This is a genomic window from Streptomyces sp. NBC_01017 (assembly GCF_045162795.1).
Lineage (GTDB): Bacteria > Actinomycetota > Actinomycetes > Streptomycetales > Streptomycetaceae > Streptomyces > Streptomyces machairae.
The window spans coordinates 7,774,247-7,787,974 of sequence record NZ_CP108683.1 but is presented as its reverse complement, the minus strand read 5'-3'; the positions used below and the strand labels follow the sequence as shown (position 1 = coordinate 7,787,974).

Below are 13,728 nucleotides of genomic sequence, written 5' to 3'. Positions count from 1 at the left end.
AACGGCAGCAAGAATGCGAGTGTGGCAGTACGCGGAACGTTTCACGCGTGGTGTCCGTGTTCAAGGGGTGGGCCGGTCCGCATCGCGTCGGCCCGGAAAGAACGGGCCGAGGAGGGCCGGGTGACGACCTATGACGATCGAGCGAGCCTCACTGATCTGACCGCCACTGCGGAGCGTGTCCGCAGTTCGGTGGAGGGTGTGATCGAGGGCAAGCCCGAGGTCGTACGGCTTTCGCTGACCGTACTGCTCGCCGAGGGACATCTTCTGATCGAGGATGTCCCCGGCGTGGGCAAGACAATGCTGGCCAAGGCGCTGGCGCGATCCATCGACTGTTCGGTCCGGCGAATCCAGTTCACGCCCGACCTGCTGCCGTCCGACATCACCGGTGTGTCCATCTGGGACCAGCAGCGCAAGGACTTCGAGTTCAAGCCCGGCGCGATCTTCGCCCAGATCGTGATCGGCGACGAGATCAACCGTGCCTCGCCGAAGACCCAGTCCGCGCTGCTGGAGTCCATGGAGGAGCGCCAGGTCACGATCGACGGGCAGACCTACGAGCTGCCGAGCCCCTTCATGGTGGTGGCCACGCAGAACCCGGTCGAGATGGAGGGCACCTACCCGCTGCCCGAGGCCCAGCGCGACCGCTTCATGGCCCGCGTCTCCGTCGGCTACCCCAGCGTGGAGGCCGAGCTGCAGATGCTGGACGTGCACGGCGGTGCCTCGCCGCTGGAGGACCTGCAGCCGGTGGCGCACGCCCACGACATCGTGAAGCTGATCGACGCCGTCCGCGGCGTCCACGTGGCCGAGCCGGTCCGGCGGTACGCGGTGGAGCTGGTCGCCGCCACGCGCACGCACCCCGACCTCAGACTCGGCGCCTCGCCGCGCGCGACGCTGCATCTGCTGCGCGCGGCGAAGGCGTCAGCAGCCCTGAGCGGCCGGGAGTACGCGCTGCCGGACGACGTGCAGGCCCTCGCCGTGGCCGTCCTGGCCCACCGCCTGCTGCCCACCGCACAGGCCCAGCTGAACCGGCGTACGTCCGAGCAGGTCGTCCAGGAGATCATGCAGCGCACCCCGGTGCCCGCCGCGCCCCAGCAGCAGACCGGCTTCGGGGGCCTCGGCCGGGGCACTCCGACGTACGGCCAGCAGCCGCCGCGGAGGCTGGGATGACCTTCGGTGGGACCGGCCAGGCGGAGGCGGACCGCGGTGAGAAGAGCGGGGTCCGCACCGCGCTGGCCGGTCTGACCACGCGTGGCCGCTCCTTCCTGGCCGCCGGCATCGCGGCCGCGATCTGCTCCTACGTCCTCGGGCAGAGCGACCTGCTGCGCGTCGGGCTGCTGCTCGCGGTGCTCCCGCTGGTCTGCGCGACGGTGCTGTACCGCACGCGCTACCGGGTCGCGGGCAGCCGCAGGCTCTCCCCCGCGCGCGTGCCCGCCGGCAGCGAGGCCCGTGTCCATCTGCGGATGGACAACGTCTCCCGGCTGCCCACGGGCCTGCTGATGCTCCAGGACCGGGTGCCGTACGTCCTCGGACCCCGCCCCCGCTTCGTCCTGGACCGGGTGGAGGCGGGCGGCCGCCGCGAGGTGTCGTACCGCGTGCGCTCCGACCTGCGCGGCCGCTATCCGCTGGGCCCGCTGCAGCTGCGCCTGAGCGACCCGTTCGGCATGTGCGAGCTGACCCGCTCCTTCTCGACGCACGACACCCTGACGGTCATCCCGCGCGTGGAGCCACTGCCGTCGGTGCGCTTCAGCGGGGAGGCGAAGGGCTACGGCGACGGGCGGCACCGCTCGCTCGCGCTGGCCGGCGAGGACGACGTGATCCCGCGCGGGTACCGCTACGGCGACGATCTGCGCCGCGTGCACTGGCGCTCCACCGCCCGGTACGGCGAGCTGATGGTGCGCCGCGAGGAGCAGCCGCAGCGCGCCCGGTGCACGGTGCTGCTGGACACCCGGGGCCCGGCTTTTCAGGGCGCGGGCCCGGACTCGCCCTTCGAGTGGGCCGTGTCGGGCACGGCGTCCGTGCTGGTCCACATGCTCGAACGGGGCTTCTCGGTGCGGCTCCTGACGGACACCGGCAGCTCGGTGCCCGCCGAGGGCGCCGACGGGTTCGCGGGCGCGAGCCAGGAGTCGGCGGACGCGGCCGGGCTGATGATGGACACCCTCGCGGTGATCGACCACTCGGACGGTACGGGTCTGTCGCGGGCGTACGACGTCATGCGCGGCGGCAACGAAGGGCTGCTGGTCGCCTTCTTCGGCGACCTCGACGAGGAGCAGGCGGCGGTGGCCGCCAAGATGCGGCAGCGCAGCGGGGGCGCGGTGGCCTTCGTGCTGGACAGCGGGTCCTGGGTGCGGGAACCCACCGATGTGCCCGGCGCGTTGGACAGGGGCGAGGAGCGGCTGCGGATGCTGCGGGAGGCGGGCTGGACGGCCCTGAGCGTGCCGCGGGGAGCTTCGCTGGACGAGTTGTGGCGCCAGGCGGACCGTGCGCGCACGGACGCCGCCGCGATCAGTGGCGCGTTCGGCGAGGGGGGACGGGTATGAGCGGGCGGACACGGATGGCGCTGAGCGCCGCGGCGGCCACACTGATGGCGGCCTGTGCCCTGCTGCCCCTGGTCTCCCCGGTCACCTGGCTGCTGCAGGCGGTCTTCCTGCTGGCGATCCAGACGGGCGTGGGCATGGCGACCCGGCGGGTGCCACTGGCCCGGCCCCTGACGGTGGCGGCGCAGGCCCTGGCCGCCCTGATGCTGCTGACCCTGACCTTCGCCAACCAGCAGGCGATCATCGGAGTGATCCCGGGGCCGGAGGCGTTCGCCCACTTCGGCGAGCTGCTGCAGACGGGCGCGGACGACGTCAGCCGGTACTCGATCCCGGCGCCGCTGTCGGACGGCATCCGGCTGATGCTCATCGGCGGTGTCCTGATCATCGGCCTGGCGGTGGACACCCTGGCGGTGACGTTCCGCAGCGCCGCCCCGGCCGGGCTGCCGCTGCTGGCGCTGTACTCCGTCGCCGCAGGGCTGTCCGAGGGCGGCGCGGACTGGCTGTGGTTCCTGGTCGCCGCCGCGGGCTATCTGATGCTGCTCCTGGCCGAGGGGCACGACCGGCTCTCGCAGTGGGGCCGGGTCTTCGGCGGGGCACCGCGGATGCCGGGCGGGGAGCCGACCGGCGCGGTGGCGCCCGTCCGTACCGGGCGGCGCATCGGCGTGGTCGCGCTGGGCATCGCCCTGGCGGTGCCGCTGGCCCTGCCCGCGATGAACGGCGGTCTGCTGGACGCCGCAGGCACGGGGGTCGGCTCCGGCAGCGGGAGCGGCGGCACGATCTCCGCGGTGAACCCGCTGGTGTCGCTGCGCGACAGTCTGAACGTGGACGAGGACCGCGAGGTCCTGTCCCTGAAGACCGACACGGCCGACCTCTCGAACATGTACCTGCGGATCGTCTCCCTGGACGACTTCGACGGCACCACCTGGCAGCCGGCCAAGCGCAACATCCAGGCCGTGCCGAACGAGTTCCCCACGCCCTTCGGCCTCGGCCCGGACGTCCAGCGCTCACAGGTCGAGACGACCATCTCGGCCGCGGACTGGTACGCGCAGAACTGGCTGCCGATGCCGTACCCGCCCAGCGGCGTGGACATCGCGGGCAACTGGCGGTACGAACCGCTGGGCATGACGGTCGTGGGCGACCGCCGCCAGACCACACGCGGGGCGACGTACACCGTGCGCAGCCTCGACGTGCAGCCGACGGCGAAGCAGCTCGCGGACGCGCCGGAGCCGCCCGCGGCCCTGAAGCGTGAGTTCACCGAGCTGCCCGACACTCTGCCCACGGTGGTGGCCCGGACCGCGCGCCAGGTCACCGAGGGGGCGGCCAACCCCTACGAGCGGGCCGTCAAGCTCCAGGAGTACTTCGCCGTCACGGGCGGCTTCCAGTACGACACGAACGTCAAGGTGGGCAGCGGCCGGCAGGCGATCGCCCGCTTCCTGAAGGACAAGCAGGGCTTCTGCGTCCACTTCTCCTTCGCGATGGCGGCGATGGCCCGCTCGCTGGACATACCGGCACGGGTGGCGGTGGGCTTCGCGCCCGGAACCCCGCAGGGCGACAACTCCGTCTCGGTGGGGCTGAAGGACGCGCACGCCTGGCCGGAGCTGTACTTCGAGGGCGTGGGCTGGACCCGCTTCGAGCCGACGCCGACCCGTGGTTCGGTGCCGTCGTACACCCAGTCGGACACGACCGGCTCGACGCTGCCTGACGTGGCGCGGCCCTCGCAGTCGACCAGCACGGGGCCCTCGGCCTCGCCCTCGACGAGCGAGAGCTGCGCGGGGCAGAACCCGGATCTGTGCGCGAGCGAGTCCCCGGAGGCCGCGCTCGTCACGGACGACGACGGCCCGAAGTGGTACGTCATCCTGGCGTGGGCCCTCGGAGGGGCCGCGGCGCTGCTGATCCCCTTGGCGCCGATGCTGTGGCGGCTGCGGACGAGAGCGGTCAGACTGGGAGGGCACGGTCGCACCGAGGCGGACGCGTCGCTCCACACCCTGGCGGTCTGGCAGGAACTCACGGACACCGCCTGGGACTTCGGCATCTCCCCGGACGACTCCCAGACCCCGCGGAAGACCGCCGCCCGCATCGTTCGGCTGGGCCAACTCGACCCACCGGCCGCGGCCTCGGTGCACCGGGTGGCCGACGCGGTGGAGCAGGTCCTGTACGCCCCCACGCCGCGCCCGCCGGCCGGCCTCGCGGAGGACGTCCGCGGCGTCCTGTCGGACCTCGAGTCCAAGTCCGCCTGGACGACGAACCTGCGCGCCCGTCTGGCCCCACGCTCCAGCGCGCGGGTCGCCTGGGCCCTGTCGGACTGGTGGATCAACGTCAAACGGCGCGCCGCAGCGGCCCGCCCGACGTGGCGCAGGCCGTCAACGCCGGGTCAACGGGGGTGACTGGTCGGCCCACGGTCGCCGGGGCCGGGCCCCGGCTCACCCGGCCGGACGCAGGCGCACGTCACCGGGCGTAGGCATACGTCAGGGGGTGACCACCCACCGGTGGTCACCCCCTGCGTCTGTTCGGGAGCTGCTCGTCGAGCTAATGGCCGCCCTGTTCGTCGCGGCGGCGCTGCCAGCGCTGTTCGATACGGTCCATCATGGAGCGCTTCTGACGTGGCTGGCGGCGTGTCTGCTGGCCGCCCGCGGGCTGTTCGCCCGGCTTGGGGGCCTTGCGCCAACCGGTCACGGCGAGTACCGCACAGCCCAGCATGACGAGGAAGCCCACCACGCTCAGCCACACCTGCTTGGCGACCATTCCAGCCATGAGGAGCGCGATACCTACGAGGAAGCCCGCGACCGCCTGGTAGACCCGTCGCCGGGTGTACGTACGCAGCCCGCTTCCCTCAAGCGCTGTCGCGAACTTGGGATCTTCGGCGTACAGCGCTCGCTCCATCTGCTCGAGCATTCGCTGCTCGTGCTCCGAGAGCGGCACGGAGTCCTCCTCATCGTGCAGTCGCCGGGGCGACCCGGGGGGTCCCTTCAGGATAGGCAGGGAATCGCCCCCGTGAAACCCGCCCCTCTACGCCAATTGGCCAACCGGGCTCCGTCATGACGTCCCGACTCGCTGAGATCTGCATTCCCCAGCGGCCGACACGTCATGCCGGAACGGTCTCCCTCGATCATACGGCGCCGCGCGGCCGATCGGGGGGCCTGTGGCGTACTCCATGTGCAGCCAAGCCCCTGATCAACGGCGCGCGCCCGGGGGCGCTCACGGAAAGCGGCTCAGGCCTCGGCGGTCCCCCGCGTCTCGCCCAGCACGTGGAGCTGCGTGGCCACGGAGTGGAAGGCGGACAGCTCCGCCGCGGCCTCCTCCAGCTTCAGCAGCGCCTCCAGAGCGCCGGGCTCGGTGTCCACCAGCACGCCCGGGACCAAGTCGGCGAAGACCCGTACGCCGTGCACGGCACCCACCCGGAGGCCGGCGCCCTCGACCAGCCCGGTGAGCTGCTCGGCGGTGAAACGGCGCGGCACGGGGTCACCCTGGCCCCAGCGGCCGTCCGGGTCCTGGAGGGCCTGCTTGGCCTCCTTGAAGTGACCGGCGAGGGCCCGCGCCAGCACGGCGCCGCCCAGACCGGCTGCGAGCAGGCTCAGGACGCCCTCGGCACGCAGGGCGGCCACGGCGTTGCGGACGCCCTCGGCGGGGTCGTCGACGTACTCCAGGACGCCGTGGCACAGCACGACGTCGTACCCGCCGCGCTCGACCACGTAGAAGAGGCCGTGGGCGTCGCCCTGGACGCCCTGCACCCGGTCGGCGACCTCGGCCTCGGCTGCGCGCCGCTCCAGGGCGAAGAGCGCGTTCGGGCTGGGGTCGACGACGGTGACGCGGTGGCCGAGGCGGGCGAGGGGCACGGCGAAGTTGCCGCTGCCGCCCCCGGTGTCCAGGACGTCCAGCGCCTGCCGCCCCGTGGCCTTGACCCGGCGGTCCAGGGCGTCCTGGAGGACCTCCCAGACCACGGCGGTACGGAGCGAGGCCCGGGGTTGAGAGGGGCCGGAGCGCAGCGACGCCCGTTGAGGGTGGTGGGGGGAGGCGGGCGGGCGCATCGGGTCCGACACGGCGATTGACTCCTCGGCGCGGCGCCGCCGACTGCACGGCGGAGCGAACGGGCTGCCTCCCGGCCGCCCGGGGTCACGGGAGGAGGAAGGCTTCAGGCGCCCTCCACCCTATTGCCTACGACGGCCCACCCGGTCATCGCGGTGCCGGGTGACGCCGACGCCGTAGCCCCCGGCAAGGCGGCCGGTACACCCCCCGATCCACGGAACCTCCCTCAGCCCGCGTCCGGCATGTCGTCCCGCGCGTGACGGGAGCCGTCAGCCTCCTCCCCGTCCGTCCCGTGCGTCCCGTCCATGTCCGGCCGTGGCTGGGGCAGGACCGGCTGGAGCACCAGCATCCGCTCGACGAGGCGCAGGAACATCGCCACATCGCGTATCAGGTCGTCGGCGTCCCGGCGGCTGGCCGCGCCCTGGATGCCCGCCTCGGCCCGGGCGCGGCGCCGGGCGCCGGAGGCGAACAGCGCGCTCCACTCGGTGAGTTCGGGTGCGATTTCGGGGAGCACTTCCCATGCGCTCCTGATGCGGGCCCGGCGCCTGGGACTTGGCTCCGGGCGCCCCCGCGCGGCGAGCACGGCGGCGGCGATGCGCAGGGCGGCGAGGTGGGCTGTGGCGTAGCGCTCGTTCGACGTTTCCAGCACGGCGGTTTCGTCCAGTCCGGCACGGGCCTGGGCGAGCAGGTCGAGGGCGGCGGGCGGGGCCGTGGTCCGGCGGAGGACGGGGTGCACGTCGTTCGCCGGGCCGGTCAGTGAGGGGGCAGGGCCGGTGGCGCGGCGCCGGCGGGCGGCTGCTGCGTGATAGTTGGCCATGACGAACCTCCTGTCGTCTGTGTGACGGCACGCCCTGATACGGGATGCCGTATGTGCCCATCGTGAGGTATGGCACTGACAATCCGTTCTGACCTGGGATTTTGCTTCGATCGAGAGTTCGGGCTAACTTTTGCACTGACCAGTCAGTTCAAATGAAGAGGGGGCAGGGATGGGGGGAACCGTGGCCGCGACCGGCGTCACGGCCCAGGGTCTCGGCCTCGAAGGGCCCCGCGGATGGGCGTTCCGCGGGGTCTCCTTCGAGGCGGAGGCCGGCTCGCTGATCACGATCGAGGGACCGTCCGGCACGGGCCGTACGTGTCTGTTGCTCGCGCTCACCGGGCGGATGAAGCCCACCGAGGGGTCCGCCACCGTGGACGGGGCCGAAGTGCCCAAGCGGATGGCGGCGGTACGGCGCGTCAGCGCCCTGGCCCATGTCCCGGGTGTGACCGACCTGGACCCGGCCCTGACCGTCGCCGAGCACCTTCGCGAACGGGCGCTGCTGCAGCGGCGGTTCGGCGACTCGTTGCGCGGGCTGCTGCGGCACCGTGGCGAGCGGAGGACGAAGGAGCGGCAGCGGATCGACGCCGCGCTGACGGCGGCGGGGTTCGACCTGGACTCCCTGCCCAAGGGCTCGCGTACGGCCGTACGGGATCTGGAGCGGCTGGAGGCGCTGCGGCTGTCCGTCGCGCTGGCCCTCATCGCGCGCCCACGCGTGCTCGGTGTCGACGACTCCGACCTCAAGCTCTCGGACGCCGAACGGGCCGAGGCCTGGGCGCTGTTGAAGTCGATCGCCGAGACCGGGACCACGGTCGTGGCGGTGTGCAGCGAGGCCCCCGACGGGACGGTCAAGGTGTCGACCCAGGCGGCCGACGAGGCACCCGAGCCCGAGGAAACCGACGGAAAGGAGGCCGCCGATGCGCTCGCCGAGGCTGGCCGCGCTTGAGCTCCGGCGCTTCGGCCGGGGGAAGCTGCCGCGTGCCGCCCTGGTCGCGCTGCTGGTACTGCCCCTGCTGTACGGCGCCCTGTACCTGTGGTCGTTCTGGGACCCGTACGGCCGTCTGGACCGGATCCCCGTGGCGCTCGTGAACGACGACAAGGGGGCGAGCGTCGAGGGCAAGAAGCTCGCCGCCGGCGACGACATCACCAAGGGGCTGCGCGAGAGCGACGTGTTCGACTGGCGGGAGGTGAGTGCCGCCGAGGCCCGGAAGGGCGTCGAGAACGGCACCTACTACCTGTCGCTGACCATGCCGGACGACTTCAGTGAGCGGATCGCCTCCAGTTCGGGTGACTCCCCGGAGACGGGCGCTCTTCAGGTGCGTACGAACGACGCGAACAACTACATCGTCGGGCAGATCTCGCGGACGGTCTTCAGCGAGGTGCGTGAGGCCGCGTCGACGAAGGCGTCGCGGTCGTTCCTGGACAAGATCTTCGTCTCGTTCTCCGACATCCACGGCAAGACGGTCAAGGCCGCGAACGGCGCCGACAAGCTCGAAGGCGGCATCGGGAAGGCGGAGAAGGGCTCCAAGGACCTCGCCGACGGGCTGAAGGACGCCAAGAAGGGCAGCGGCAAGCTGTCCACGGGCCTGAAGAAGCTCAACACCGGCGCGGGCGATCTGGAGGACGGCTCCAGGCGGGTCGCGGAGGGGACGCAGACGCTGGCCGACAAGGTCAACGGGGTCGACAAGAAGATCGGGCCGTTCCTGAAGGACAACGAGAAGACCATCGGGGACACCGCCCAGCTGGTCGCCGACACCTCGGGCGCGATCCGCAACAACCTCGACGACCTGGTGGAGCGCGCCCCAGGCGCCGCCAAGGGCGCCCACACGGCGTCCGACGCGCTGAACCTCATCCACAAGGCGCGCTGTGAGGACCCGGTACTGCCCGACCCGGCCTGCGCCGACCTGAAGAAGGCGAAGCAGTCGGCCGCGGACGTGGCGGTGATCGCCGACGACCTCAACACGCTGATCGCCGACCAGGACGGCGACCTGAAGAAGCTCGACAAGCACCTCGCCACCCTCCAGAAGCAGTCCCAGGCGCTCGCCGACCGCGCGCCCCGCCTCTCCGAGGACCTCGACGACGCCGTCGCGAGGATCAACAAGCTGAACCAGGGGGCCGGCAAGGTCGCCGCGGGCGCCAAGAAGCTGCACTCGGGCCTCGGCTCGGCCAAGTCCGGCGCGGCGGACCTGGACAGCGGCGTGGGCGAGCTCAAGTCCGGCGCGGTCGACCTCAACGGCGGCATCTACAAGCTCGTCGACGGCTCCGGGAAGCTTTCGGACGGGCTGCACGACGGTGCCGGGAAGATCCCCGACTACGACAAGAAGGCCCGCGAACAGCGCACCGAGGTCATGTCCGACCCGGTCCAGCTCGTCTCCCGGGACATGCACAAGGCGCCCAACTACGGCACCGGATTCGCCCCGTACTTCATCCCCCTGTCCCTGTGGGTGGGCGCGATGGTGGCGTACATGGTGATCACGCCGATGAACCGGCGCGCGCTCGCCGCGGGCGCCTCGGCGTGGCGGATCGCGCTGGCCGGCTGGCTGCCCGTGGTGGCGATCGGGGCGCTGCAGACGGTGGCCCTGATGTCGGTGCTGCACTGGGCCGTAGGGCTGCAGATGGTGCGGGCGGCCGGGACGGTGGGCTTCCTGTTCCTCGTGACGGCATGCTTCGCGGCGATCGTGCAGTGGCTGAACGCGCGCTTCGGCGCGGCGGGCCGGATTCTCGTCCTGGCCTTCCTGATGCTGCAGTTGACGTCCGCGGGCGGCACCTATCCCGTGCAGACCAGCCCGGGCTTCTTCAACGCGCTGCACCCCTTCCTGCCGATGAGCTACGTCGTGGAGGCGCTCAGGAGGCTCATCACGGGAGGCGGGCTCGAACCGGTGTGGCACGCGTGCGTGGTGCTCGTCGCCTTCACCGCGGGCGCCCTCGCGCTGACTGCCCTGTCGGCCCGTCGCCGGCAGGTGTGGACGCTCGACCGGCTGCACCCGGAGCTGACCCTGTGAAAGCGCGCGGCACAATCAGGCCCATGGAAAGCAGCAACGCCGCGTCGGGCGGCAGCACGCGCCGTGAGGCCACCCGGCAGAAGCTCTACGAGGCGGCCGTCACGCTCATCGCCGAACAGGGCTTCTCCGCCACCACCGTTGACGAGATCGCCGAACGGGCCGGGGTGGCGAAGGGCACGGTCTACTACAACTTCGCCAGCAAGTCGGTCCTCTTCGAGGAGCTTTTGCGCCACGGAGTCGAACTCCTCACCGCGTCCCTGCGGGAGGCGGCGGAGAAGACCGCGCGGGACGGCGGCAGCAAGGTGGACGCCCTGGACGCGATGATCCGCGCGGGGCTGGTCTTCATCGACCGCTACCCGTCCTTCACCCAGCTCTACGTCGCCGAGCTGTGGCGGACGAACCGGGCCTGGCAGTCCACGCTGATGGTGGTCCGGCAGCAGGCCGTGGCGGTCGTCGAGGGCGTGCTGCGCGAGGGCGTGGACAACGGCGAGTTCAGCGAGGAGATCGACGTCCAGCTGACTGCCGCCGCCCTGGTCGGCATGGTCCTGGTGGCGGCGCTGGACTGGAAGTCGTTCCAGCCGGAGCGCTCCCTGGACGACGTGCACTCGGCGCTGTCCCGGCTGTTGCAGGGCCGGGTGAGCGGGCGCCACTGACGCGACAGGCGTCGTACGCACACGAAAGCGCCGGTCCGACGGTGGCCGCGTCCCCCGCGGGCCACTGTCGAACCGGCGCCCTCTCGTGCTCCCCCGTACTCCCCCGTGTCCCCCCGCTGGACCCCCGTCCGGTCGTTCCCCCGGGTCCCCCGTCTCGCTCCCGCCGACGCCGGGCCGGCGGAAGGAGCGGATCCGGGGCCCGCTCCGATTCCGGCGCCCCGTGTCGCCGGTGCCGGAGCCGATCCCCTTCTCCGTGCCCCCACTCTCTCGTTCCGGCAGGTCGGGCCCCATCCGCGCGCGTACTCAACTCACCGACTAGGTACGCGTACTCAGAACTGCGCACTCATCCCCAAGCCCCGCCGTTGCCGACTGGTTACGATCGCGTCCGTGTCCATACTTCCCTTGATCTTCACCAGCGCCTGGGCCAGCGGCGTCAACTCCTACGCCGTGGTCCTGCTGCTCGGCGTGTTCGGCGCGACGGGGCTGAGCGACGAGGTGCCCGAGGCGCTGCAACGGCCCGACGTACTGATCGCGGCCGGCGTGCTGTTCCTCTGCGAGGCCGTCGCCGACAAGATCCCGTACGTGGACTCGGCCTGGGACTCGGTGCACACCGTGATCCGGCCGGTGGCGGGCGCGGTGGTGGCCGCGCTGCTCGCCGGGCAGAGCGGGTCGCTGCCCGAGCTGGCGGCGGGCGCGGTCGGCGGTTCCACGGCGCTGGTGAGCCACCTGGTCAAGGCGGGCACGCGGATGGCGGTCAACACCTCGCCGGAGCCGTTCAGCAACATCGTGGTGAGCATCGCCGAGGACCTCGGGGTCGGCGCCCTCATCACCCTCGCGATCTTCTACCCCGTCGCCGCGGCGGTCATCGCGGGCGCCCTGCTGCTCGCCGGGCTGCTGCTGCTCCTCTTCCTGGTCTCACGGATCCGTCGCTTCCTGCGCCGCAGGGCGGAGCGCCGGGAGGAGAAGCGGCTCGCCCAGGCGGTGGGGCAACGGCCCGGCTGAGGCGGCCGCGCAGCGCCTCGGCTGCGCTTGCGCCCGAGGTCAGGGAGCCGTTGTCAGTGGCGGCCGATGCTGCATTCTCCCGGGGGATAACCCCCGGACCCCCAGCAGACAAGCAGGTCAGCCGCAGTGACCGGCGCGAACATCGCAAAGCAGGCCCAAGTAAAGTCCCACGCATGGCAAGGATTGCGGTGATCGGCGCCGGGATGGGCGCGATGGCGGCCGCTGCCCGGCTCGCCGTCGCGGGCCACCGGGTGGCGGTGTACGAGCGTGCGGAGACGTACGGCGGAGCGGTGCGCCGCTTCGAGCGCGACGGCTTCGGGTTCGACACGGGCCCGGGGCTGCTCCCCCTCCCCGCCGTGTACCGCGATCTGTTCATCAAGACCGGCAAGGAGCCCCTGGAGGCGTGCGTCGAGCTGGTCCAGGTCGACCCGTCCGCGCGGCATGTCTTCGCGGACGGCACCGAGGTCAGTCTGCCGAACGCGTCGCGCGCGGGCATCGTGACAGCCCTCGACGAAGCGCTGGGCGCCGGTACGGGCGGCCGGTGGGGCGACTTCCTGGTCCGCGCCCGCGAGGCCTGGGACCGCACGCGCAGACCGCTGCTGGAGGAGCCCCTGTGGCCGAACTGGCAGGTGCTGGCCGAGCGCGAGCCCTACCCTGCGGTGCCCCACAAGCGGTTCCTGCGCACCCGCCGGGCCGGCACCCTCGCCGAGGTCGGCGCCTGCGAGCTGCGCGACCCCCGGCTCGTCGCCCTGCTGGAGAGCCACGCGCTCGCGTACGGCCTGGATCCGCGCGAGACCCCGGCAAGTGCGGCGGTGCTGCCGTACCTGGAGCACGCGTTCGGGATCTGGTATGTGCGGGGCGGCATACGGGAGTTGGCGCGGGCGGTCTACGAGCGGTGCGTGGCCCGGAAGGTCGAGTTCAGCTTCGGCGCGGAGGTCTCCGGGGTGCTGGAGAAGGACGGCCGGGCGGCGGGGCTGGAGTTGGCCGACGGTTCGGTGGTGGAGGCCGACTTCGTGGTCTCCGGGGTCGCCCCCGGGGTGCTGGACCGCCTCGTCCGGGGCGGCACGGCGCCGCGCGGCGAGGGCGAGGTCGCGCCCCAGCGCGGGGCGGCGAGCCGTCTGACGGTGCTGCTGGCGCTGCGCGGGGCCCGGCCGGAAGGCGCGGCGCACCGCACTGTGGTGCACGCAGAGGACCGTGAGGCCGAGTTGGACGCCTTGTTCGGGACGGCCGGGGGCATGGCCGCCCGCGCCACGGTCACCGTCCTGCGGCCCGACGACCCGGGGCTGGTTCCGGACCCCGGGCATGAGGCGATCACGCTCACTTCGACGGTGCCTGCACAGCCTGACCGGAGTGGGGCGGAATCGGAGGTCTTCGCCCGGCACGCCGAGGACCTGATCACGGTCGCGGAGCGTGCCGTCCCGGACCTGCGTGACCGGCTCCTCTGGCACGAGGTGCGTACGCCCGCCGACATCGCGGAAGAGACCGGCGCGGAGGGCGGCGCGGTTCCGGCACCCGCGCTGGCCGCGGCGGAGGGGCGTCTGCTGCACGCGTCCAACAGCACGGCCGTATCCGGCCTGTTCACGGTCGGCGGCTGGTCCCACCCGGGCGGCGGGCTCCCCCACGCCGGCATGTCGGGCGCGCTGGTGGCGGGACTGATCCTGGAGGGGCCCGAGTTCCGGGGCTCTCAGTGACCCGGGCGTGAG

At 72.3% G+C, this 13,728-nt stretch carries 11 protein-coding genes; 8 read left to right on the top strand and 3 right to left on the bottom strand.

Features of this window, described 5'->3' with window-relative positions:
• Positions 1 to 120: 120 nt before the first annotated feature.
• The 3 genes from OG331_RS35750 to OG331_RS35740 are packed head-to-tail and all read left to right on the top strand — an operon-like array spanning position 121 to position 4,915.
• Positions 121 to 1,164: an AAA family ATPase gene (locus tag OG331_RS35750; RefSeq protein WP_406204103.1), complete on the top strand. Its 1,044-nt coding sequence runs from the start codon at positions 121 to 123 to the stop codon at positions 1,162 to 1,164.
• A complete protein-coding gene (locus OG331_RS35745; protein WP_406204100.1) occupies positions 1,161 to 2,534 on the top strand; it encodes a DUF58 domain-containing protein in 1,374 nt (457 codons plus the stop codon). Before OG331_RS35750 ends, OG331_RS35745 begins: the two co-directional genes overlap by 4 nt.
• Positions 2,531 to 4,915, top strand: coding sequence for a DUF3488 and DUF4129 domain-containing transglutaminase family protein (locus OG331_RS35740; protein WP_406204097.1), 2,385 nt, complete (start codon positions 2,531 to 2,533; stop codon positions 4,913 to 4,915). The genes OG331_RS35745 and OG331_RS35740 overlap by 4 nt, the downstream gene beginning before the upstream one ends.
• A gap of 142 nt (positions 4,916 to 5,057) precedes the next feature.
• Here the strand turns inward: OG331_RS35740 and OG331_RS35735 are convergent, their stop codons facing one another.
• From OG331_RS35735 to OG331_RS35725, 3 genes are all read right to left on the bottom strand, one after another.
• On the bottom strand, positions 5,058 to 5,450 hold the full coding sequence (locus OG331_RS35735) for a DUF3040 domain-containing protein (protein ID WP_328882228.1): 393 nt from the start codon (positions 5,448 to 5,450) through the stop codon (positions 5,058 to 5,060).
• Positions 5,451 to 5,740: 290 nt separating this feature from the next.
• Positions 5,741 to 6,568 carry a class I SAM-dependent methyltransferase gene (locus tag OG331_RS35730; protein ID WP_406204093.1) on the bottom strand — a complete coding sequence of 276 codons (828 nt, stop codon included), beginning with the start codon at positions 6,566 to 6,568 and terminating at the stop codon, positions 5,741 to 5,743.
• A 212-nt stretch (positions 6,569 to 6,780) separates the two neighbouring features.
• Positions 6,781 to 7,371 (bottom strand): SAV_6107 family HEPN domain-containing protein, encoded by a 591-nt coding sequence (locus OG331_RS35725; RefSeq protein ID WP_406204090.1) that lies wholly within the window; start codon positions 7,369 to 7,371, stop codon positions 6,781 to 6,783.
• Positions 7,372 to 7,540: 169 nt separating this feature from the next.
• Here OG331_RS35725 and OG331_RS35720 point away from each other — a divergent pair, with 169 nt between their 5' ends.
• From OG331_RS35720 to OG331_RS35700, 5 genes are all read left to right on the top strand, one after another.
• Positions 7,541 to 8,314, top strand: coding sequence for an ATP-binding cassette domain-containing protein (locus OG331_RS35720; protein WP_406204087.1), 774 nt, complete (start codon positions 7,541 to 7,543; stop codon positions 8,312 to 8,314).
• Positions 8,286 to 10,370, top strand: coding sequence for a YhgE/Pip family protein (locus tag OG331_RS35715; protein WP_406204084.1), 2,085 nt, complete (start codon positions 8,286 to 8,288; stop codon positions 10,368 to 10,370). The genes OG331_RS35720 and OG331_RS35715 overlap by 29 nt, the downstream gene beginning before the upstream one ends.
• A gap of 23 nt (positions 10,371 to 10,393) precedes the next feature.
• Positions 10,394 to 11,023, top strand: coding sequence for a TetR/AcrR family transcriptional regulator (locus tag OG331_RS35710; RefSeq protein WP_328882223.1), 630 nt, complete (start codon positions 10,394 to 10,396; stop codon positions 11,021 to 11,023).
• A 387-nt stretch (positions 11,024 to 11,410) separates the two neighbouring features.
• A complete protein-coding gene (locus tag OG331_RS35705; protein ID WP_406204080.1) occupies positions 11,411 to 12,025 on the top strand; it encodes a DUF4126 domain-containing protein in 615 nt (204 codons plus the stop codon).
• 173 nt (positions 12,026 to 12,198) lie between these two features.
• Positions 12,199 to 13,716 carry a phytoene desaturase family protein gene (locus OG331_RS35700; protein ID WP_406204077.1) on the top strand — a complete coding sequence of 506 codons (1,518 nt, stop codon included), beginning with the start codon at positions 12,199 to 12,201 and terminating at the stop codon, positions 13,714 to 13,716.
• The last annotated feature ends 12 nt before the right edge of the window (positions 13,717 to 13,728 follow it).

Excerpts from the sequence above, each read along its gene's own strand:
- OG331_RS35745 (WP_406204100.1), top strand. The coding sequence starts at position 1,161 with ATGACCTTCGGTGGGACCGGCCAGGCGGAGGCGGACCGCGGTGAGAAG.
- OG331_RS35740 (WP_406204097.1), top strand. The coding sequence starts at position 2,531 with ATGAGCGGGCGGACACGGATGGCGCTGAGCGCCGCGGCGGCCACACTG.
- OG331_RS35725 (WP_406204090.1), bottom strand. The coding sequence starts at position 7,371 with ATGGCCAACTATCACGCAGCAGCCGCCCGCCGGCGCCGCGCCACCGGC.
- OG331_RS35720 (WP_406204087.1), top strand. The coding sequence starts at position 7,541 with ATGGGGGGAACCGTGGCCGCGACCGGCGTCACGGCCCAGGGTCTCGGC.
- OG331_RS35715 (WP_406204084.1), top strand. The coding sequence starts at position 8,286 with ATGCGCTCGCCGAGGCTGGCCGCGCTTGAGCTCCGGCGCTTCGGCCGG.
- OG331_RS35710 (WP_328882223.1), top strand. The coding sequence starts at position 10,394 with ATGGAAAGCAGCAACGCCGCGTCGGGCGGCAGCACGCGCCGTGAGGCC.
- OG331_RS35700 (WP_406204077.1), top strand. The coding sequence starts at position 12,199 with ATGGCAAGGATTGCGGTGATCGGCGCCGGGATGGGCGCGATGGCGGCC.